Genomic DNA, 19,079 nt, shown 5'->3' with positions numbered 1-19,079 from the left:
CGCGCCCTGGTCCGCTCGCGGCGCTCCGCCTAGTCCGCTCCACCCCGCGTGATCTTCCACATCCGGGTGGCCACCTGGAGGTTGAGCCTGCTCTCCACATCCGCGAGATCCATCCCGGTGATCTCGCGGATGCGCCGCAGCCGGTAGCGCAGGGTGGAGCGGTGGATGACCAGGGCCGCCGCGGCCTCGCTGTAGTGTCCGCCGCAGTCGAAGTACTGGGACAGCGTCTCCACCAGGGCGCTGTGGTGCCGGGCGTCGTAGTCCAGCAGCGGGCCCAGCCACTCCCGGACGAACCGGTCCACCTCCCGGTGGTCACCGCCGGGCGGCAGGATCCGGTAGAGCCCCAGGTCGTCGAAGAAGGTCATCCCGTGCGCGGGGCGCGAACGGCTGCGCACCTCCAGCGCCCGCAGCGCCTCCTGGTAGGAGCGCGGCACCTCGTGCGGACCCTCGCAGCGCCCGCCCACCCCGATCGCCCCGGCCCCGCTGCCGACCTCCCGGCTCAGCGCCCCGTACAGCGAACGCGCGCCCGGCACGCCCCGGGCCACCAGCACCGCCGTACCGCCGCGCCGGGTGGGCAGCACCGGCAGGCCCAGGCCCGCGGCCGTCCGGACCACCGCGTCCAGGAACGCGTCGTCCACCGCCCGGCCGGACCAGCGCACCGCGATCACATGGTGCGGACCGTGCAGATCGTGGCCCACCGCCTCGGCACGGGCATGGGCGCCGGGTGCGTCCGTGTCCGCGAGCAGATCGTCGACCAGTTCATGCCGCAGCCGCAGCTCCACCTCGGCCAGTTCCCGCAGATGCGCCAGCTCCAGGGCGAGCGAGGTCGCGGCGTGGTCCAGGGCCCGTACCGCCCGCTCGTCGGCCCGGCCCCCGGGATCCACCAGCGACAGCGCGCCCAGCACCTCACCGCGCCGGGCGGCCACCGCCACCAGCCGGTCCCTGGCCCGCACCGGATGCGGCCGCCGGGCGGCGTCGCGCAGCAGCTCCTCGCGGTGGGCCGGGTCGGGCTTGGGATACGGATCCGGGCGGCCCGGCCCCGCCCAGGCGCGGAGATTGCCGAACCGGTCCTCGATCGCCGCGGGCAGACCGGTGACCCGGTGCAGCGCCCGGACGATGCCGTCCTCACCGTCGCCCCGGGCGGCCGCGCGGGCCAGGGCGTCATGGACCGCGCGCAGATGCCCCAGGTCGGACAGGGAGGAGTGGAGTCGCCGCCGGATCTCCTCCCGCTCGTCCCGGGCCCGGCGGGCGTCCGCGGCATGGGCCCGCTCCCGGCGGTGGGCCGCGGCGATGGACAGCGCCGCGGCCGTCTGCCGCACCAGCACCGAGAGCAGGAACCGCTCGTCGTCACCGGGCCGGTCGCGTGAGCTGACCACCAGCGCACCGCGCAGCCCGCCCGGCTCACGCAGACCGAACGCCCAGCCCCAGGCCCGCCGGGGGAACCGCACCGGCCCGTCCCGTCCCGCCAGCTCCCGCACCTGGGCGTCGAGGGCGGCGGTGGCCCGCGGCCCGTTGTGCGGACAGCGCACCAGGGCATCGCCGAGCAGCAGATAGCCCGCCTCGGCACGGCCCGGCCCGACCGCGCTGACCTGCGCCATCGCCCGGCGCAGTATGTCGGCCTCGTCCCTGCTGTCGAACATCGTCAGACAGCGCGACAGCAGATCGTGGATGACGCCTGAGGGAGCCATGGACGGCGGAGTACCCATTTCCTGAAGAATCACCCCATACAGCGTCGAGTCTTCTGTATCCGCGGGGTGGCTCCCGCGGGGCACTCTCGACCCGCCAGGTGCAGGCGCACCGACCTCCACTCTTGTCACACTTGTCACCAGTGGCGGTCCACCGCCACTGGTGACACCGGTGGCGACGCCATGCCGACGGCGGCGGCGAAGGGCGAAGGCGATGACCATCGAAACGGATCCGCATCTGGAGATGGTGCGGGACGTCACCCCGCGTACCCTCGAGGGGTGCGAGGAGTGTCTGCGCATGGGTTCCCTCTGGGTCCATCTGCGGCTCTGTCTGACCTGCGGGCATGTGGGCTGCTGCGACTCCTCGCCGCTCAAGCACGCCCGCGTCCACGCCGCCGATCAGGGCCACCCCGTCATGGCGTCCATGGAGCCGGGGGAGGACTGGCGGTGGTGCTACGAGCACCACGCGCCGGTCTGAGACCGGGGGGAACGCGCGAGGATGTGAGCCGCCCAACATCCCCGCGCTCCACCGGAGATGGGGGACGACGGGCACAGCTCCGCCCGGGCCGGGGCGGATTGGCGGACAGTGTGCTCAGCATCACCGTCCCCGTTCCGGGTGGCCGAACCCCGCCGTATCGGCCCCGCCGCTGCCCCCGGCCGTCATGGGTCCGGACGCCGCGGCATACGCCGCCTGAGCACCCCGGTCACCGCCTCCGCGGACCGCCGCATTCCCGCGCCGTCCTGCGGCGGGGCCCGATCCGGAGGGGTGCGCGATGGCGCGATCCGGACGGTGGCAGGTGCCGCTGACAGGTGCCCGGCTTCTCCCGGCTTCTCCCTTCTCCCCGGCTCGATACGGACTGTCGATTTCCGTTTTTCCTTTCCCCGCCGAGCGGTTGATCAGTAATCTCGCCTCAGCAGCGGGTTGCCCTGCCGCTCTTCGTCGTGCTCCACTTCCCCGAGGACGCGGACGACCCGAGGGCGGCCCCGGAAGCCGGAAGAGGGCGAAGGAAGTGCAGGACGTGGACTGGCGGCCGGAGGGAACGAGCGCCGCGGACAAGGGCGGAACGGGCCGGGCGGGCCATTCCGCGGAGCATGCGATATGACGTCGGAGCCGGGCGGGCCGAGACGTGACGGCGACGCCGGAGAGGGCGCCGTCGAGGAGCGTACCGAAGACGCCGCCCGCGCGGCGGACATCAGGCTGAAACGCTTCGCGGCGCTCTGGAGCCGCGCTGTCCACCCGGTCGCGGCCACGACCGTGACCCTCGAGGAGTTCGAGGACCATCTGCTGCCGCTGGCCCGCCAGTTGGCCACGGCGCTGCACACCCGTCCCTTCGACACCGCGGCGGCCTACGAGGTCGGGGCCGCCCTGGTCGACGCCCAGTGCACCGAACCCGAGGCGCTGCCCGCCGTCCTGGGCGCCGTCGACGCCCATCTGGTGGACCACTGCCCGCCGGACGAGCTGGACGAGGCCGAGGCGCGCGCCCGCTGCGCCCGGTTGCAGCACGCGCTGGCCGCCGGGTTCGTCCGCGAGCTGCGCGCCCGCGAACGCGACGCCCAGCAGGCCATCTCCCGGGCGGCGCTGGCCGCCCGTACCGAGGCCGAGAGGGCCCTGCACGCCAGCGAGGCCAAGTTCCGGGCGGTGTTCGAGGGTGCCGTCATCGGCGTCGGTATCGCCGCGCTCGACGGCGAGATCCTCGTCGTCAACGACCCCATGGCCGCCATGTTCGGCGGACGGGACTTCTTCCGGCCCGGCCGCAACGTCAACGAGTTCGTCCACCCCGACGACGCCCCGGGCGCCCATGAGCTCTACCGCCAGCTGGTGCACGGCGAGCGCGACCACTTCCGCATCGAGAAGCCGCACTACCGCGACGACGGCAGCGTGCTGTGGACCAATCTGACGGTCACCCTGCTCCGCGACTCCACCGGTGCCCCGCAGTACCAGCTCACCCTCGCCGAGGACATCACCGAGCACCGCGAACTCCAGGAGCGGCTGCGCTACGAGGCCACCCACGACGAACTGACCGGACTGCCCAACCGGGCCCTGTTCCTCGAACGCCTCGACCAGGTGCTCGCCGCCGACGCGGACGCCGAGCGGTTCGGTGTGTGCTACCTCGACCTCGACGGCTTCAAGGCCGTCAACGACAGCCTCGGCCACTCCACCGGCGACCGGATGCTCATCGCCGTCGCCGAACGGCTGCACGCCTGCCTCACCTCCCCCGACGAACTCATCGCCCGCGTCGGCGGCGACGAGTTCATGGCCCTGGTCACCGGCCCCTCCGCACAGGCCGACGGCACCGCGCTGGCCCGCCGGATGCTCGCCGCGCTGGCCGAGCCCGTCCGCGTCGAGGGCCGCGAACTCCAGGTGCGGGTCAGCATCGGCGTCGTCGACGGCCGGGCCGGTGAGATCGGACGGGCGGAGGTGCTGCGCAGCGCCGACATCACCATGTACCGGGCCAAGGCCGCGGGCGGCAACCGCTACGAACTCGCCGACGCCGACTCCAACGCCCGGGTGATCGCCCGGCACAGCCTCACCAACGGTCTGCCCTCCGCCCTGGAGAAGGGCGAGTTCTTCATCGAGTACCAGCCGCTGGTACGGCTCGCCGACGGCACCGTACGCGGCGCCGAGGCGCTCGTCCGCTGGCTGCACCCGGTGCACGGGGTGCTCGGCCCCGACCAGTTCATCCCGCTGGCCGAGGACACCGGCCTGATCGTCCCGCTCGGCCGCTGGGTGCTGGAGCAGGCCGCCCGGCAGGCCCGGAAGTGGCGGGACGGCGCCGAGGACGACGGCGAGCCGCTGCGCGTCAACGTCAACCTCTCGCCGTGCCAGCTCAGCCACCCCACCCTGGTCTCCGACACCGTGGCGGTGCTGGAGAACGCCGGGCTGTGCCCCAGCACCCTGTGCCTGGAGGTCACCGAGAACGACCTCATCGGCGCCGACGAGGACGCCCTGCGGCCGCTGCGCCAACTCGCCGACCTGGGCGTGGACATCGCCCTGGACGACTTCGGCACCGGCTACTCCAACCTCTCGTACCTGCGGCGGCTGCCGGTCAGCCAGCTCAAACTGGACCGCTCCTTCACCCGCGGTATGCAGCGCGCGCCGGCCGACCCCGTCGACGTCAAGATCGTCGAGGGGATCGTCTCGCTCGCCCACACCCTCGACCTCGCCGTGACCGTGGAGGGCGTGGAGACCGCGGTGCAGGCCGAACATCTGCGGATGCTCGGCTGCGACACCGCGCAGGGGTGGTACTACGCCCGCCCCGGCCCGCCGGAGCGGCTGCACACCCTGGCACTGGCCGACGCCAGCTGAAAGGCGCCGGAGCCGCAGTCGACCGACAGCGGCGGGGGCCGGGCTCCGGAGCCGCTATCCGGCGTCCAGCAGCCGTGAGCGGATCAGGAACCGGACGCCCTCCGGCGCCTCCAGCGAGAAGCCGCCGCCCCGCCCCGGCACCACGTCCACCGTCAGATGCGTATGCCGCCACCGCTCGAACTGCGACGCCGACATCCAGAAGCCCACCGGCCGCTCGACCCCGTCCACCACCAGCTCCCCGAGCAGTACGTCGGACGCACCGGTACGGAACTCGCCCAGCGGATAGCACATCGGCGCGCTGCCGTCGCAGCAGCCGCCCGACTGATGGAACATCAGCGGCCCGTGGACCGCGCTCAGTCGGCGGATCAGGTCGGCGGCGGACGGGGTCAGCGCGATCCGCGACACCTCGGACATCCTGCGGCTCCTCTCCTGACCGGCACCCCACGGTACCGACCCAGCCAACCCGCTCCCACGTTGCGAGATGGTTGCACGGGTGCGTGCCCGGCCGCGCGGGGTGCGCCGACGGCGCCCCCTCGGCCGCTCGGCCGCTCGGCCGCTCGGCCGTTCCGTCACGCGGACAGCAGCTGCCGCAGATGTCTGCGGTCGGTGGCACCGGTCTTCTGGTAGATCCGGTACAGGGTGTTGCTCACGGTCCGCGGTGAGATCACCAGTTGGCCCGCGATCTCCTTGTCGGTCAGCCCCTGGGCCGCCAGCCGTGCCACCGTGCGCTCGCGCGCCGACAGCGGTGTGCTCTCCCCGAGGAAGTCCAGGGGCGGGGTGACCACGTCGTCGCAGCGCTTGAGCAGCGTACGGGCCTGGGCCGTCGCCGCGGTCGCGGCCCGGCCGCGGCCCGCTCGGTGGTGCAGCCGCGCGAGTTCGGCGTAGCCCTCGGCCGCGTACAGATGGGCACCGGTCTCGGCCAGCGTCCGCGCCGCCTGCCCCAGGAGCCTGGCGTCACCGTCGGCCACCGCGCGGGCGTAGAGCAGCCGGGCGCGCAGCGACGGCCCCTGGACGGGGTGTTCGCGGTGCACCGCGGGATGCTGCTCCAGGCCCAGGCGCGCGCACTCGTGCAGCACCGCCACCACATCCGCGTAGCCGTCGTGGGAGAGCGCGTCCTCGACGGCGTCGTGCAGGACGCGGGTGGCGCCCTTGACGTCCCCGGCGCGGTGGGCCCGGCGTGCGCGGGCCAGCCGCAGGGCGCCGCGACAGTGGCCGCCGAACAGCCCGCCGAGGGTGTCGTCGCCGCTGACGTCGCCCTCGGCGGGACCGGCCCCGGACGGCAGACAGCTCATGGCCAGCTCGGAGTAGACGCGGGACATGGCCTCCCACGGCTGCCAGCCGACCTGGTAGGCGGGGGTGAAGGTGAGGTACGCCAGGGCCTGGCGCGGGCGGCCGCGCTCGTACAGCACCGCGCCCAGGGAGAGCCCGCGCTGTGCGTCGACCCGGGTCGCGTACTCGCGGGTGGCCGCGTGGTACTCGCGGGTCAGCAGGATCTCCGCCTCCTCGAGCCGGCCGGCGAACAGCAGTGCCACCGCGTGCAGTTCCTCCAGGGAGTCCTGGATCAGCGGCCAGGCGGTCGAGGAGGGCAGCTCGGTGTCCTCCCGCAGCCGCCTGTAGTGCTCCAGGGCGTCCGACGGCCGCCCCTGGTAGCACAGGGTCGCCATGGCGAAGAGGCCCGACTCCAGCCGGTGCGTGGCCAACGGGGCGCGCAGCAGCGGCGCGCAGTGCTCCAGCGCCTCGCCGAAGTGCCCCCGGAAGAAGCACACCATCCCGCTGACCAGCGCCGCGTCGGCCGCGGGCAGCCCTCGCGCCATCTCCTCGGCGTCACCGGGACGCCCCTGGAAGACGAAGGCGCGCGCCCGGACGGGATCCAGCGCCGCGCCGTACTCCGGGTGTTCGGCACGCACCGCCGTGACGAAGGCGTGGAGTTCCACGAACTCGGCGCGGGCCAGGAGTGTACGCGCCCTGACCTCGGCCGCCTCCGCCGTGCCGTAGTGGTCCCAGGCCGCGGCGGCCAACCGGACCGCGGTCGGCAGCTCATGGGCCCTCAGGGCGTCCTGTGCCGCCTCCAGCAGCGCGTCCTGGGCGGGCACGTCCCCGGCGTCCAGATGCCACTGGGCCAGCAGGATCCGCTCGGCCGGGAGCCGCACCCCGGGACCGGGCAGCGCGCCGGTCCAGGTCCGCAGATAGTGCTTGCGGCGCAGCGGCGCCACGCCCTGGCGCAGCACATGCCCCAGATACGGGTGGGCGATGCGGACCGCCGCGGCGGTGGGCCCGGCGGCCCGGCGGCGCGGGTCGGGGACCTGGATCAGCCCCCGGTCCTCCAGGTCCAGCAGGGTGGGCAGCCCGACGAGACCCTCCAGGACGTCCAGCCGGGCGGGCTCGGCCAGCGCGATCAGCTCCAGGGCGCGCCGGGACTCGGTACCGAGCGGCCGGAGTCTGCGGTCGGCCAGGTCGCGCAGCGCGTCGGAGGTGGGCAGGGCGTCGTCGAGGTGCCACCAGCCCCCGTCCTGCCGCAGTACGCCCTGGGCGAGCGCGGCGCGCACCAACTCGCGCAGCAGCAGGGGGTTGCCCGCGGACATCCGGGCCAGCCGGGCGACACCGGTCTGGGCCAGCCGGTCGCCCAGCAGGGCACCGGCCAGCCGCCGGGAGGCCGGGACGTCCAGCGGTGCCAGATCCACCCGGGCGAGGTGCTGGTCCTTCCACAGCGCGTGCAGATGCGACGGGGCCTCGTCGGGGTTGACGGCCAGGAGCATCTTGTCGCGGCGCCGCCGGAGCAGGAGCAGCAGCGGTTCGATCGCCTGCGGCGACAGCAGATGGGCGTCGTCGATCCACAGCAGACGTGGCCGCCGGGCCTCGGCGTGCAGCAGCCGCCGGACGGTGGGCAGTACGCTGCCGGGCGCCAGCCGGTCGACTCCGGTGACGGCACCGGCCGTGGGCACCGGCGCGCCGCCGGGGTGCGGCGGGAGGATCGCCGCGGTGAGTTCCTCTCCGAGACGGCTCTTGCCGATCCCGGCGGGTCCGGTCAGCAGTACACCGCCGGGTCCCTGGCGGCGGCCGAGCACGGTGAGGCCCGCGGTCAGCTCGCGCTCCCTGCCCACGAGGGGCGGCTCGCTGGTCAGACCGACCGTGTGGAGTGCGTCCGCCTCGTCGGGGGACGAGGGCGTCGGCCCTCCGGAGTACGGGGGCGGCGGGGACGGTGCCGCGGGAACTGCGGTAGCCATCGAGATGTCCTTCAGCGTTCGGAACGGGCAGCGGGTCCGCCGTACGCAGCCGTCGGCATGCGGCACCGCCAGCTTGGGCCCCGGGGCCCGTCGCCCGAATCCGTGACATCACTGGTCCGTCCCCGAGGACCGGCTCGGCTCCGTGGGCCGAGCCGGTCCTTCCTCGCAGAGGATCCCCCGGCCGCGGGGCCCGGACATGAGCAAGTCGTACTCAACGGGCGACCGAAGCCGCCGGGACCGGCCTCCCACGGCGGGGAGTAGCGACTACTCGCGGAATGGCGCCGCGGCGGAGTGACGATGCTTTCCTCGCATTGCGGATCCGCGATGCGGAAAACCCGGTGAGGAGATAGCCATGACCGAGCCCGATGGCATACGGAACGATGAATTGCCGAACGGTGACATGCCGGACAAGGGCGCCGAACGCCGTCGCGTGATGATCTGGGTCGCAAGCGCCGTGGTGGCCGCGATCGTCGTCCCGGCCGGGGTGTACGCGCTCGACTCCGATGACCACGGCCGCTCCGGCCCCGCCACGTCGGAACGGAGCGGCACCGGAAAGGAATCCGGCTGGATCGAGGAGTCCTTCTTCGCCCGAGTGCCCAAGGACGGTGTCTTCGAGACGCACCAGGGGAATCTCCCGCTGGCGGTGTTCCCCTCCGGGATCGCGAAATTCACCGAACCCGAACTGCGGAAGGCCTTCGCCCTGGGCGGGAAAATCCGCGACAAGAACGGCAAGGTCGTCGGTTTCTCCACCGAGATCGAGGAGGTGCTGCCGAAGACCGACTTCGAGTCCGGCACGATGCTCACCCACACGGTCTGGACCCTGTTCTTCCCCGGCCGCGGGTCCCTCGTCCTCGACCAGATCGAGAACTCGACGAAGGTCGCCACCAAGGTCTTCAAGCCCGCCTTCGCCGGCAGGAAGCCCTGGGTGGGCAGGCTGAACGCGACCACGACAGCGGGCCCCCGGAAGGACGGCCGCGGGGTCATCCTCGGCGGCACCGGGGAGTTCGCGGGCATTCGCGGCAGCGGTATCGAGATCGCCGACCTCAGGCGCTTCGACCCGGCGACCGGGAGCCTCAAGGGCGTCTTCGAGCTCCGTTTCCGCTACAGGCTGCCCCGCCGGTGAGGGCGCAGGTGGCGCGGACGTCATCCGTCTGCCGATGATCCGCGACGGATCGATCGTCGTTGCGCCGGCGGACATGGCGGCTACCGCCTGGCCAGGGACGAGCGGGAGGTCTGCCTCAGCGTCCGGTGACGGCACTTCGCGGTGCGGGGCCGTGGATGTCGGGCGTCGACGGCTGATTTCGTCACTCGAACCGCGCGGTGTCCCCAGCCCCTCGGCGGATGATCTCGGCTTCGCCGCTGGAGAAGTCGATGACCGTGGTCGGCTCGGTGCCGCAGTCGCCCGAGTCGACGACGGCGTCGACCACGTGGTCCAGCCGTTCCTTGATCTCCCAGCCCTGCGTCATCGGTTCCTCCTCGTCGGGGAGGAGCAGGGTGCTGGAGAGCAGCGGCTCACCGAGATCGGCGAGCAGGGCCTGAGCGACGACGTGGTCGGGAATCCGGACCCCGACCGTCTTCTTCTTCGGGTGCAGCAGCTGGCGCGGCACCTCCTTCGTCGCGGGGAGGATGAAGGTGTAGCTGCCGGGGGTGGCCGCCTTGACCGCGCGGAAGACGTCTTTGTCGATATGCACGAACTGGCCCAGCTGAGCGAAGCTCTGGCAGACCAGGGTGAAGTGGTGGCGGTCATCGAGGTTCCGGATCGACCGGATCCGGCCGAGCCCTTCACGGTTGCCCAGCTGGCAGCCCAGGGCGAAGCAGGAGTCCGTCGGGTAGGCGACGAGCGCGCCGGAACGGATCCGGTCGGCCACACTGCCGATGGTGCGCGGTTGGGGGTTTTCGGGGTGCACATCGAAATACTTCGCCATCCGCCGAGCCTACGGGATCCGGCCGAACCGCTCATATAAAATAGTGTGCCAAGCGGCTCGGGGGCGTCTGCCGGGCAGCTGCCCGGCAGACGCCCCTTCGGGTCTCTAGAAGAAACCGAGCTTCTTGGGGGAGTAGGACACCAGCAGGTTCTTGGTCTGCTGGTAGTGGTCCAGCATCATCTTGTGGGTCTCGCGCCCGATTCCGGACTGCTTGTAGCCGCCGAAGGCGGCATGGGCCGGATAGGCGTGGTAGCAGTTGGTCCAGACACGGCCCGCCTGGATGGCGCGTCCGGCGCGGTAGGCGGTGGAGCCGTCGCGGGTCCAGACGCCCGCGCCCAGGCCGTAGAGCGTGTCGTTGGCGATCTCGATCGCGTCGGTGAAGTCGGCGAACCGGGCGACCGCCACCACCGGGCCGAAGATCTCCTCCTGGAAGACCCGCATGTGGTTGGCGCCCTCGAAGATCGTGGGCCGGACGTAGTAGCCGCCCTCCAGCTCACCGCCGAGCTCCGCGCGGGTGCCTCCGGTGAGGATGCGGGCGCCCTCCTGCTTGCCGATGTCCAGATACGAAAGGATCTTCTCGAGCTGGTCGTTGGAGGCCTGGGCGCCGATCATGGTCTCGGTGTCCAGGGGGTGCCCCTGCACGATCTTCTCGGTGCGGGCCACGGCCGCGTCCATGAACTCCTGGTAGTGGCCGTCCTGGACCAGCGCCCGCGACGGACAGGTGCACACCTCGCCCTGGTTGAGGGCGAACATGGTGAACCCCTCCAGCGCCTTGTCCCGGAAGTCGTCGTCCGCCGCCCAGACGTCGTCGAAGAAGATGTTCGGGCTCTTCCCGCCCAGTTCGAGCGTGACCGGCTTCAGGTTCTCGCTCGCGTACTGCATGATCAGGCGGCCGGTGGTGGTCTCACCGGTGAACGCCACCTTCGCCACCCGCGGACTGGACGCCAGCGGCTTTCCGGCCTCCACACCGAAGCCGTTGACGATGTTGACCACACCCGGCGGCAGCAGATCGGCGATCAGCCCCATCCACACATGGATCGAGGCGGGTGTCTGCTCGGCGGGCTTGAGGATCACCGCGTTGCCCGCGGCCAGCGCCGGGGCCAGTTTCCAGGCGGCCATCAGGATCGGGAAGTTCCACGGGATGATCTGCGCGACCACGCCCAGCGGCTCATGGAAGTGGTACGCCACCGTGTCGTCGTCGATCTCGGAGAGACTGCCCTCCTGGGCCCGGATCACCCCCGCGAAATAGCGGAAGTGGTCGATGGCCAGCGGGATGTCGGCGGCCAGCGTCTCGCGCACCGGCTTGCCGTTCTCCCAGCTCTCGGCGACCGCCAGCTCCTCCAGGTGCTGTTCCATCCGGTCGGCGATCTTCAGCAGGACCGACGAACGGTCCCCGGGCGCGGTACGGCCCCAGGCGGGGGCGGCGGCGTGCGCGGCGTCCAGGGCCCGTTCGACGTCCTCGGCGGTGCCCCGGGCGATCTCGGTGAACGTCTTCCCGTCGACCGGACTCGGGTTCTCGAAGTACTGCCCCTGGGCGGGCGGTACGTACTCCCCGCCGATCCAGTGGTCATAGCGTGGCTGGTAGCTGACGACCGAACCCTCGGAGCCCGGGGTTGCGTATCGCGTCATGGGGCGGCCCTCCCGTGGTGGTTCCTCTTCTCGGCCGCCCACCCCGGGAAGCCGCCACCCCTCGGCGGCGCTCCTCGTGGCGGCGGCACTCCTCGTCGAAGACGGAACGAGGCTAGGCACCGGGACGTTGCGCGGACGTTGCGCACCGACGGCCGGTTCAAGCCAGCGGCTCCACGGCGGCTCGTGTCGGCGGTGCACACCGGTTCGGGCCCGGTCACGCCAGCCCGTACACCTCGCGCAGCCGCCGCACCCGCGCCGCCGGGACCGCCCGGCCCGGCGCCCCCTCCGGCACCGCCGCCACCAGTGCCTCCGCCACCTCCAAGTCGTCCTCGCCCCACGGTGTCTGCGCCCACCGCCGCAGCAGCTCCGGATCACCGTGGGACACCACGGCGCGCCGCAGACCGTCCTCCAGCACCTGCCGCATCCGGCACACCCCCGGCGCCTCCGACAGCGGCAGCAGCGGACCCGGATAGGCATCGAGCGCCGTGCGCGTATCGCCCGCCGCCAGCGCGTCGGCGGCCACCGCCACATCGGTGCGCACCGGCGCGCACAGCCGGTACGGACGCGAGCCCAGCAGCGGCCCCACCAGACGGCGCAGCCGGGACAGCTCCGCGCGCAGCGTCACCGGGGACCGCCGGTCGGCCCGCTGCCCGTACAGCTCCAGCGCCAGCCGGTCGCCGCTCAGCCCCTCCGGGTGGCCCGCCAGCAGCACCATGATCTCGCTGTGCCGCCGCCCCAGCCGCAGCCGTCGTCCGTCGGCCACCAGCAGCGCTTCGTCCCGGCCCAGTGCCGACAGACTGACCCGCGGTCCGCGTGTCCGTGGCGAAGTGGCGGCGAGCTGCGCCTCGGCGGCGCGCGCGGTCGCCTGCACCAGGGCCAGGCTGTGCGGGGCGGCCAGATGGTCCCCGCCGGTGATGTCCACGGCGCCCAGCAGCCGTCCGGTGTGCGGATCGTGGACCGGGGCAGCGGCACAGGTCCACGGTTGCACGGTGCGGTTGAAGTGCTCGGTGGCGAAGATCTGCACCGCGTGGTCGATGCTGAGCGCCGTCCCCGGCGCGTTGGTGCCCGCGTGGCGCTCGTCCCAGCGCGCCCCGGCCACGAAGTTCATCCGCTCGGCCCGGTCCCGTACGCCGGTGTGCCCCTCCACCCACAGCAGCCGCCCCTGCTCGTCGCAGACCGCCATCAGATGGGCCCCGTCGTAGGCGATCGCGCCCAGCAGCTCCCGGAACAGTGGCATCACCCGCGCCAGCGGATGTTCCGCCCGGTACGCCTCCAGCGTGTCGTCCGCCAGTTCGATCGGCGCCACGCACTCCTGTGTCACCCGGGCGTCGGCCGAGCGCCGCCACGAATCCGCCACCACGGGACGGACGGTGGGATCCACGGCCCCCTCCGTCAGGAACTCCTCATGGGCGCGGCGCACGGCACGGGTGCGCTCCGCCGGGTTCGTGCCGGGTGCCATCGCCAGCCAGGGGTTGACCACGGGGGGCCTCGCTCAGCAGTACGGACGGAGGGGTCTGGGGCCGGGGGCTCAGGTGGGCAGGGACGGGGCGGGTGCGACGCCGGGCGGCGAGGCATAGCCGCAGGAGTGACAGATCTTCCACCCGTCCTGGTTGACCGCGAGATGGCCACCGCAGTTCGGGCACTGCTCGGAGCTCATGATCGATCCTTTGGTTCACACACGGGCGGTGTGGGGCCGCCTGCGTTCAGATTTCCTTGTGAGGCGGATGCCCCGCAATAGTCGGAACAAGTCGCGTTCAGGTACGGCGTGGCGCCTCTCCGCGTTCATGGGACGGTGGGGTGCGTCAGTGCGCCCCCGGCGTCGGCGCGGACGCCACGAATGCGACGATGAGGGCGTCATGGAAGCGGGGCACGGGCTACGGGCGTAGCGGGCAGCACTGTTCGCGGCGGTCTGTGTGCTGCTCGCCGCGCTCGGCCACGCGGTGATGTCCGGTACGGGTGTGCCGTGGTGGGCCATCGGGGTGGCGGTGCTGGTCACCGGTGGTGCCGCATGGGCCGTGGCGGGGCGGGAGCGCGGGCCGCTGCTGATCACGGCGGCGACGGTGGGGGCGCAGTCGGCGCTGCACATGGGTTTCACACGTGCGCAGGAGCTGACGGCGGGGGCGGCCGGGGCAGCGGGTTCGACGCCGGGGGCCGGTGCGATGTCCGGGGCCGGACATGCCCGCCACGCCACGCACATGGCCCACGGCCACCTTCACGCACATGACTCCATGGACACGATGTCCATGGACGCCATGTCCGCGCACGGCGCCATGGGCCACGGTGTCATGGGCCACGGCGCGCCCGGCATGTGGTCCGCCCACGTCCTGGTGGCCCTGGTGTGCGGGATGTGGCTCTCGGGTGGCGAACAGGCCGTGTTCCGGCTCTTCCGGCTGGTACGCACCCTGGCCACCCGGCTCTTCGCGCCGCTGCTGGCCCTGCTCCTCGGCACCCCGCTGCCACCCGGCCCACCGCGTCCGCGCGCCGCGCGCGAGGGCACCGCGCAGCGGCTGCGCCGACTGCTGCTCGTCCATGTCATCGCCACCCGAGGTCCGCCGGTGCGGTCCGCCGTCCCCGCCCTCTGAGGGGCGCCACGCGACGGCACCCGCACACCGAACCGTGTCACCGGACCGACCGCCCAGCGGCGGTGTCCGGACTCCAGGAAGGACCGCAGGCGATGACCCCTGCCCGCAGCCGCCCGGCCGTGCCACGACGGCATCCGGCCCCGGCCACTCTCCCCGCCCCGGCCCCGGGGCGCTCACTCCCGGTCGAAGCGCACCTCGAGCCGTGCGCCGTCGAACCGCGCATCGTCGATGCGTGCCGCCAACTCCCGCAGTTCCCGGGCTCGTTCACCCCAGCCACGGCACTCCGGGCACACCCGCAGATGGGCGTCGAGCGCCCCCTCCGGCATCTCCGGCGGGAGCGCCTCGCCGTCGACACGAGCGGAGAGGGCGGTACGGAACGCTGCGCAGCTCACTCCCTCATCGTCCCCGATGGTGTCCGCCGCGCGGCGACCGGAGGTGCCCGTGCCGGAGCGTGACGACGAGACCGTGACGGCCTGGGCGCTCGCCGCGCGCGGTGGCGACCCCGACGCCGTCGACCGCTTCATCCGCGCCACCCAGCGCGATGTGTGGCGCTATGTGTCGCGGCTGAGCGACGATCCGCAGTCGGCCGACGACCTCGTACAGGAGACGTATCTGCGCGCGCTGGGCGGTCTGCCGCGCTTCGAGGCCCGGTCCTCCGCGCGCACCTGGCTGCTGTCGATCGCCCGCCGCACGGTGGTCGACCGGCTGCGCCGCAACGCGGCCCGTCCGCGGCTGTCGGACACCGACGACTGGCAGGCGGCGGCCGAACGCACCCAGAGCCGGGGGCTGCCGGTCGTCGGCTTCGACGAGGGCGTGGCGCTGACGCAACTGCTGGCGCTGCTGCCGTACGAGCGGCGCGAGGCGTTCGTGCTGACCCAGATGCTGGGTCTGCCGTACGCCGAGGCGGCCGTCGTCGCGGGCTGCCCGGTGGGCACGGTCCGCTCCCGGGTGGCCCGCGCCCGCGAGGCCCTGATCGGCGAGCTGACGGCGCCGGACCAGCCCGACGGGCTCCCGTCGGCCCTGTGCGAACCCGAGTTGGCGGGCACCGGGTAGCGGCCGACCGGCCGGTCACGCGACGGTCGCGTGACCGGCCGGGGGCGCGGGGACGGCGCCGTGGCCGGGGCCGCTGGAGAGCTCGCCGAGCGGGCCGCCACGCACTGCCGGAGAGCCGCCGGGGGTGCGTCGGCGTGCTGCCGGGTTGCCGCTGGAGAGCTCGCCGAGCGCCGTTCGGAGAGTGGCTGCGGGGGCCGGCCAGGGACGTGGCCGAGGGCCGCCCCAGGGACGGCTGAGGACCGCCCCAGGGGCGCCGGCGTCCGGCCGTAGGGCCCGTCGACGCCCGGACGCGCCGAACGGAACACCGTGGCGCCGTGTGCCAATCGCCCGGCGCCCGTTGCCAACGACGCGTCGCGCGGGAGACGGCAGCATCGTCTGCGCGGCGTGGCGACCCCGTGTCGGCCGCCGCGCACCGGCCGGCGGGGGGCGGCCGGTGCCGAACGCCCCGGTGCCACGCCGGGCGGTGTGATCACGGGCCCTCCTCACACCCGAAGAGGGCCCTGATCACCGCCTCATGTGCCGGGCATGCGAGGAGACGCCGCTCGGTCCGCCGCGGTGCCCGGCCGGACCGCAACAGCCGCCACCCGAACCCGCCCGCTCTCACGGAAGTGCAGCACGAACGGCACCCGGTCACCGGCCCGCAACCGCCTCGGCGCGGGCCGGAGCATCACATCCAGCTCCTCCGCCGACATCCGCAGGGTGCCGTGGGCGGCGATACGCGCCGAGGACACCATGCGCATCGAGCCCGCGCCACGCCGTACGACCCGGCGGCTGAGCATGGCGCGATCGGTCAACGGCGTGGTGACGCACAGGAGTTCGTCGTCCGCGCCACCTGTATTGCGCAGGTCGAAGAAGGCGGCGGTGGCGTCGGGGTTCGAGGGCAGCAGCACTCGGGCGCGGGTGACGTGGACGTCGGCGGGGGAGCCCGCGGCACCGGTCACCGTCCAGGCGACGAGCCCGACGAGGGTGAGCGCACACGCGACGACGGGCGCCGGCGCGGCACGCAGCAGGGAGCTCATCACCGGCCGGACCTCCCCAGCGACCCGCGCATCCCGCGCATCCCGCGCATCCCGCGCGATCCACGCGCCCCCGACGGCTCCCAGCCGCGCAGCCGCAGGCTGTTGCCGACCACCACGACCGAACTGACGGACATCGCGGCGGCGGCCACCATCGGGCCGAGCCGGCCGACGGCCGCCAGCGGCAGGGTGAGGAGGTTGTAGCCGAACGCCCACAGCAGATTGGCCCGTACGGTGCCCAGGGTGCGACGGGCCAGCCGGACCGCGTCGGCGAGCGCGTGGATGTCCTCGCGCACCAGTGTCACATCGGCCGCGCCGATCGCCGCGTCGGTGCCGCCGCCCATGGCGATGCCGAGGTCGGCGTGGGCGAGGGCGGCGGCGTCGTTCACCCCGTCGCCGACGACCGCGACCCGGTGCCCACGTGCCCGCAACTCCCGCACCAGCTCGGCCTTGCCCTCGGGCGTCATCCGGGAGCGCACCTCGTCGATGCCGAGTTGCCCGGCGGCAGAGCGGGCGGCGGCGGGTCCGTCGCCAGTGGCGAGCACGGGCCTCAGGCCCAGCCGTTTGAGATGGTCGACGGCGCGGTAGCCGCCGGAGCGGAGGCCGTCCCCGAGCGCGAAGACCGCCTCGGCCCGTCCGTCGACCCACAGCACCACGGCGGTGTGCCCCTCCCGTCCGGCGGCCTCCGCGGCGTCGCCGAGTTCGGGTGGAAGGGGCTGGTCGTCAGGACGGAGCAGTTCCACGTGGTGGCCCTCGACCCGGCCGGTCACCCCGCGTCCGGGCGTCGCCACGAACTCGGTCACCGGCGGCAGTGCGGTACCGGCGTACGCCACCAGGGCGCGGCCGATCGGGTGTTCCGAGCCGTGTTCGGCCGCGCCGGCCAACCGGACCGCCTCGGCCCGGCCGAGGCCGTCGGGCCGGGCGCGGGAGGTCACCTCGGCCACCTCCATCACCCCGTGGGTCAGCGTGCCCGTCTTGTCGAGGACCACGGTGTCCACCCGACGCAGCCGCTCCAGCGCGCGCGGACCGCTGACCAGGATGCCGAGTTGGGCGCCGCGGCCGGTGGCGGCGAGCAGGGCGGTGGGGGTGGCAAGACCCAGCGCACAGGGGCAGGCCACGACCAGGACGGCCACCGCGGCCGTGACGGCCGCCTCGGGGGCCGCGCCCGCGCCCAGCCAGAAGCCGAGCACGCTGACGGCGACCGCGAGCACGGCCGGTACGAACACGGCGGCGATGGCGTCCGCGAGCCGCTGCGCGCGTGCCTTGCCGGACTGGGCGTCGGCCACCAGACGGGCGATCCGGGCCAGTCGGGTGTCGGCCCCGACCGCCTCGGCCCGTACCTCCAGCAGTCCGCCGGAGTTGACCGCGCCACCCACGACCGGCGAGCCCGCAGCCACCTCGACCGGTGCGCTCTCGCCCGTCACCAGCGACAGATCGAGGGCCGAACCGCCCGCCGTGACCACGCCGTCGGTGGCCACCCGTTCCCCGGGGCGCACCACGAACCGGTCGCCGACGCCCAACTCACCGATGGGGACACGGCGTTCCGGTGTGTCCCCGTCCGCCGCGAGGACGACGTCCTTGACCGTGAGCGAGGCCAGGGCGCGCAGCGCGGAGCCGGTGCCGTGCCGGGCGCGCGCCTCGAGCAGCCGTCCGGTGAGGACGAACAGCGGGACGCCGACGGCCGCTTCCAGATACACATGCGGTGTGCCGCCCGGAGCGCTCGGCAGCGGCGAGAACGGCATCCGCATCGACGGATCCCCGGCGCCGCCGAGGAACAGGGCGTACGCGGACCACGAGAACGAGGCGAGGACGCCCAGCGAGACGAGCGTGTCCATCGTCGCCGCGCCGTGCCGCAGCCCGCGCAGTGCACGGGTGTGGAACGGCCAGGAGCTCCAGACCACCACCGGTGCTGTCAGGACGAAGCACAGCCACTGCCAGTTGCGGAACTGGAGGGCCGGGACCATGGAGAGCACCAGGACCGGCGCCGAGAGCAGCGCGGTGACCGGTACGCGGTGCCGGTCGGCCGCCTCTGTCCCGGCTCCCTCTGCCGTGGCCCGCTTCGCGGACGGCCCCGGCGGCGGCCCCGGCGGCGGGCCCGGGGGCGGCACCGGCCGGGCGGTGAAGCCCGCGCCCTCCACGGCCGCCACCAGTTCGGCCGTCGGCACGGCGGCCGGGTGGGTCACCCGGGCCCGCCCCGTGGCCAGGTTGACGCTCGCCTCGACGCCCCCGACCCGGCCGAGCCGCTTCTCGACGCGTCGCACACACGCAGCACAGGTCATCCCGCCCACCACCAACTCGGTGGTGAAGGACGTGGATCCGGTGGCCGGGGGAGCGCTCATCGGGCTGTCCCCATGCCGTGCATCCCGCCCATGCCACCGCCGTCCGCCCCACCGCCGTCGTGCCCGGTACGGCCGTCACCAGGACCGGTCCCGGACCCGGAACCGCCGCCGTCGTGCATTCCGGGGGCGACGGGGCCCACCGCCGCCCCGACCGCGTAGGCCGCGCCGAACATCGCGGCGAGCAGCAGGACGAAGGCGGTCAGGAGCACGAAGGGGCTGTGCTGACGTGAAGTCATCGCCGCATCGTGGCACGGCCGGAGCCACCCCGGCCGCCCTCCGGGCCCCTGCCGCCGGGTGACATTCCTCCTGTCCGTCCCGG

Annotated in this window: 16 protein-coding genes; 5 read left to right on the top strand and 11 right to left on the bottom strand. The window is 73.5% G+C overall.

From position 1 onward, the window contains the following. Positions 1 to 29 precede the first annotated feature (29 nt). Positions 30 to 1,688 (bottom strand): CdaR family transcriptional regulator, encoded by a 1,659-nt coding sequence (locus tag HUT19_RS07115; RefSeq protein WP_176179641.1) that lies wholly within the window; start codon positions 1,686 to 1,688, stop codon positions 30 to 32. A gap of 211 nt (positions 1,689 to 1,899) precedes the next feature. Here HUT19_RS07115 and HUT19_RS07110 point away from each other — a divergent pair, with 211 nt between their 5' ends. Together HUT19_RS07110 and HUT19_RS07105 are read left to right on the top strand one after the other, a co-directional pair. Next, complete coding sequence (locus tag HUT19_RS07110) at positions 1,900 to 2,163, top strand: UBP-type zinc finger domain-containing protein (protein ID WP_176179640.1); 264 nt, start codon at positions 1,900 to 1,902, stop codon at positions 2,161 to 2,163. A gap of 621 nt (positions 2,164 to 2,784) precedes the next feature. Beyond that, positions 2,785 to 4,992 carry a bifunctional diguanylate cyclase/phosphodiesterase gene (locus tag HUT19_RS07105; protein ID WP_176179639.1) on the top strand — a complete coding sequence of 736 codons (2,208 nt, stop codon included), beginning with the start codon at positions 2,785 to 2,787 and terminating at the stop codon, positions 4,990 to 4,992. 54 nt (positions 4,993 to 5,046) lie between these two features. Here the strand turns inward: HUT19_RS07105 and HUT19_RS07100 are convergent, their stop codons facing one another. After that, complete coding sequence (locus HUT19_RS07100; RefSeq protein ID WP_176179638.1) at positions 5,047 to 5,406, bottom strand: DUF779 domain-containing protein; 360 nt, start codon at positions 5,404 to 5,406, stop codon at positions 5,047 to 5,049. A gap of 155 nt (positions 5,407 to 5,561) precedes the next feature. After that, positions 5,562 to 8,216 carry a LuxR family transcriptional regulator gene (locus HUT19_RS07095; protein ID WP_176179637.1) on the bottom strand — a complete coding sequence of 885 codons (2,655 nt, stop codon included), beginning with the start codon at positions 8,214 to 8,216 and terminating at the stop codon, positions 5,562 to 5,564. A gap of 352 nt (positions 8,217 to 8,568) precedes the next feature. On the opposite strand from HUT19_RS07095, the gene HUT19_RS07090 reads away from it, so the two are divergent. Beyond that, positions 8,569 to 9,339: a hypothetical protein gene (locus HUT19_RS07090; protein WP_176179636.1), complete on the top strand. Its 771-nt coding sequence runs from the start codon at positions 8,569 to 8,571 to the stop codon at positions 9,337 to 9,339. 181 nt (positions 9,340 to 9,520) lie between these two features. On the opposite strand, the gene HUT19_RS07085 is transcribed toward HUT19_RS07090, so the two are convergent. From HUT19_RS07085 to HUT19_RS43920, 4 genes are all read right to left on the bottom strand, one after another. Next, complete coding sequence (locus tag HUT19_RS07085; RefSeq protein ID WP_176179635.1) at positions 9,521 to 10,141, bottom strand: L-threonylcarbamoyladenylate synthase; 621 nt, start codon at positions 10,139 to 10,141, stop codon at positions 9,521 to 9,523. Positions 10,142 to 10,246: 105 nt separating this feature from the next. Continuing rightward, complete coding sequence (locus HUT19_RS07080; RefSeq protein ID WP_176179634.1) at positions 10,247 to 11,770, bottom strand: aldehyde dehydrogenase family protein; 1,524 nt, start codon at positions 11,768 to 11,770, stop codon at positions 10,247 to 10,249. Positions 11,771 to 11,984: 214 nt separating this feature from the next. Beyond that, positions 11,985 to 13,250, bottom strand: coding sequence for a GAF domain-containing protein (locus HUT19_RS07075; protein WP_176179633.1), 1,266 nt, complete (start codon positions 13,248 to 13,250; stop codon positions 11,985 to 11,987). A 48-nt stretch (positions 13,251 to 13,298) separates the two neighbouring features. Further along, on the bottom strand, positions 13,299 to 13,427 hold the full coding sequence (locus tag HUT19_RS43920; protein WP_303331592.1) for a hypothetical protein: 129 nt from the start codon (positions 13,425 to 13,427) through the stop codon (positions 13,299 to 13,301). A gap of 256 nt (positions 13,428 to 13,683) precedes the next feature. Here HUT19_RS43920 and HUT19_RS07070 point away from each other — a divergent pair, with 256 nt between their 5' ends. After that, positions 13,684 to 14,352 (top strand): hypothetical protein, encoded by a 669-nt coding sequence (locus HUT19_RS07070; RefSeq protein WP_303331591.1) that lies wholly within the window; start codon positions 13,684 to 13,686, stop codon positions 14,350 to 14,352. 173 nt (positions 14,353 to 14,525) lie between these two features. Here the strand turns inward: HUT19_RS07070 and HUT19_RS07065 are convergent, their stop codons facing one another. After that, complete coding sequence (locus HUT19_RS07065) at positions 14,526 to 14,744, bottom strand: zf-HC2 domain-containing protein (RefSeq protein ID WP_176179632.1); 219 nt, start codon at positions 14,742 to 14,744, stop codon at positions 14,526 to 14,528. 49 nt (positions 14,745 to 14,793) lie between these two features. Between HUT19_RS07065 and HUT19_RS07060 the strand changes: the two genes are divergently transcribed. Then, positions 14,794 to 15,405 (top strand): sigma-70 family RNA polymerase sigma factor, encoded by a 612-nt coding sequence (locus HUT19_RS07060; RefSeq protein ID WP_254885471.1) that lies wholly within the window; start codon positions 14,794 to 14,796, stop codon positions 15,403 to 15,405. Between the two features lie 512 nt (positions 15,406 to 15,917). On the opposite strand, the gene HUT19_RS07055 is transcribed toward HUT19_RS07060, so the two are convergent. The 3 genes from HUT19_RS07055 to HUT19_RS07045 are packed head-to-tail and all read right to left on the bottom strand — an operon-like array spanning position 15,918 to position 18,996. After that, positions 15,918 to 16,424: a copper chaperone PCu(A)C gene (locus HUT19_RS07055; protein WP_176179630.1), complete on the bottom strand. Its 507-nt coding sequence runs from the start codon at positions 16,422 to 16,424 to the stop codon at positions 15,918 to 15,920. Further along, on the bottom strand, positions 16,424 to 18,760 hold the full coding sequence (locus HUT19_RS07050) for a cation-translocating P-type ATPase (protein WP_176179629.1): 2,337 nt from the start codon (positions 18,758 to 18,760) through the stop codon (positions 16,424 to 16,426). The genes HUT19_RS07055 and HUT19_RS07050 overlap by 1 nt, the downstream gene beginning before the upstream one ends. After that, positions 18,757 to 18,996, bottom strand: a complete 240-nt coding sequence (locus HUT19_RS07045) for a hypothetical protein (RefSeq protein WP_176179628.1) — start codon at positions 18,994 to 18,996, stop codon at positions 18,757 to 18,759. The genes HUT19_RS07050 and HUT19_RS07045 overlap by 4 nt, the downstream gene beginning before the upstream one ends. Positions 18,997 to 19,079 lie beyond the last annotated feature (83 nt).

The sequence above is a fragment of the Streptomyces sp. NA02950 genome, from assembly GCF_013364155.1.
Classification (GTDB): domain Bacteria; phylum Actinomycetota; class Actinomycetes; order Streptomycetales; family Streptomycetaceae; genus Streptomyces.
The sequence above is the reverse complement of the archived record's forward strand: the minus strand, read 5'-3'. Positions and strand labels throughout refer to the sequence as shown.

Coding starts and splice junctions, on each gene's coding strand:
- HUT19_RS07115 (WP_176179641.1), bottom strand. CDS start 1,688: ATGGCTCCCTCAGGCGTCATCCACGATCTGCTGTCGCGCTGTCTGACG.
- HUT19_RS07110 (WP_176179640.1), top strand. CDS start 1,900: ATGACCATCGAAACGGATCCGCATCTGGAGATGGTGCGGGACGTCACC.
- HUT19_RS07105 (WP_176179639.1), top strand. CDS start 2,785: ATGACGTCGGAGCCGGGCGGGCCGAGACGTGACGGCGACGCCGGAGAG.
- HUT19_RS07100 (WP_176179638.1), bottom strand. CDS start 5,406: ATGTCCGAGGTGTCGCGGATCGCGCTGACCCCGTCCGCCGCCGACCTG.
- HUT19_RS07095 (WP_176179637.1), bottom strand. CDS start 8,216: ATGGCTACCGCAGTTCCCGCGGCACCGTCCCCGCCGCCCCCGTACTCC.
- HUT19_RS07090 (WP_176179636.1), top strand. CDS start 8,569: ATGACCGAGCCCGATGGCATACGGAACGATGAATTGCCGAACGGTGAC.
- HUT19_RS07085 (WP_176179635.1), bottom strand. CDS start 10,141: ATGGCGAAGTATTTCGATGTGCACCCCGAAAACCCCCAACCGCGCACC.
- HUT19_RS07080 (WP_176179634.1), bottom strand. CDS start 11,770: ATGACGCGATACGCAACCCCGGGCTCCGAGGGTTCGGTCGTCAGCTAC.
- HUT19_RS43920 (WP_303331592.1), bottom strand. CDS start 13,427: ATGAGCTCCGAGCAGTGCCCGAACTGCGGTGGCCATCTCGCGGTCAAC.
- HUT19_RS07055 (WP_176179630.1), bottom strand. CDS start 16,424: ATGAGCTCCCTGCTGCGTGCCGCGCCGGCGCCCGTCGTCGCGTGTGCG.
- HUT19_RS07050 (WP_176179629.1), bottom strand. CDS start 18,760: ATGAGCGCTCCCCCGGCCACCGGATCCACGTCCTTCACCACCGAGTTG.
- HUT19_RS07045 (WP_176179628.1), bottom strand. CDS start 18,996: ATGACTTCACGTCAGCACAGCCCCTTCGTGCTCCTGACCGCCTTCGTC.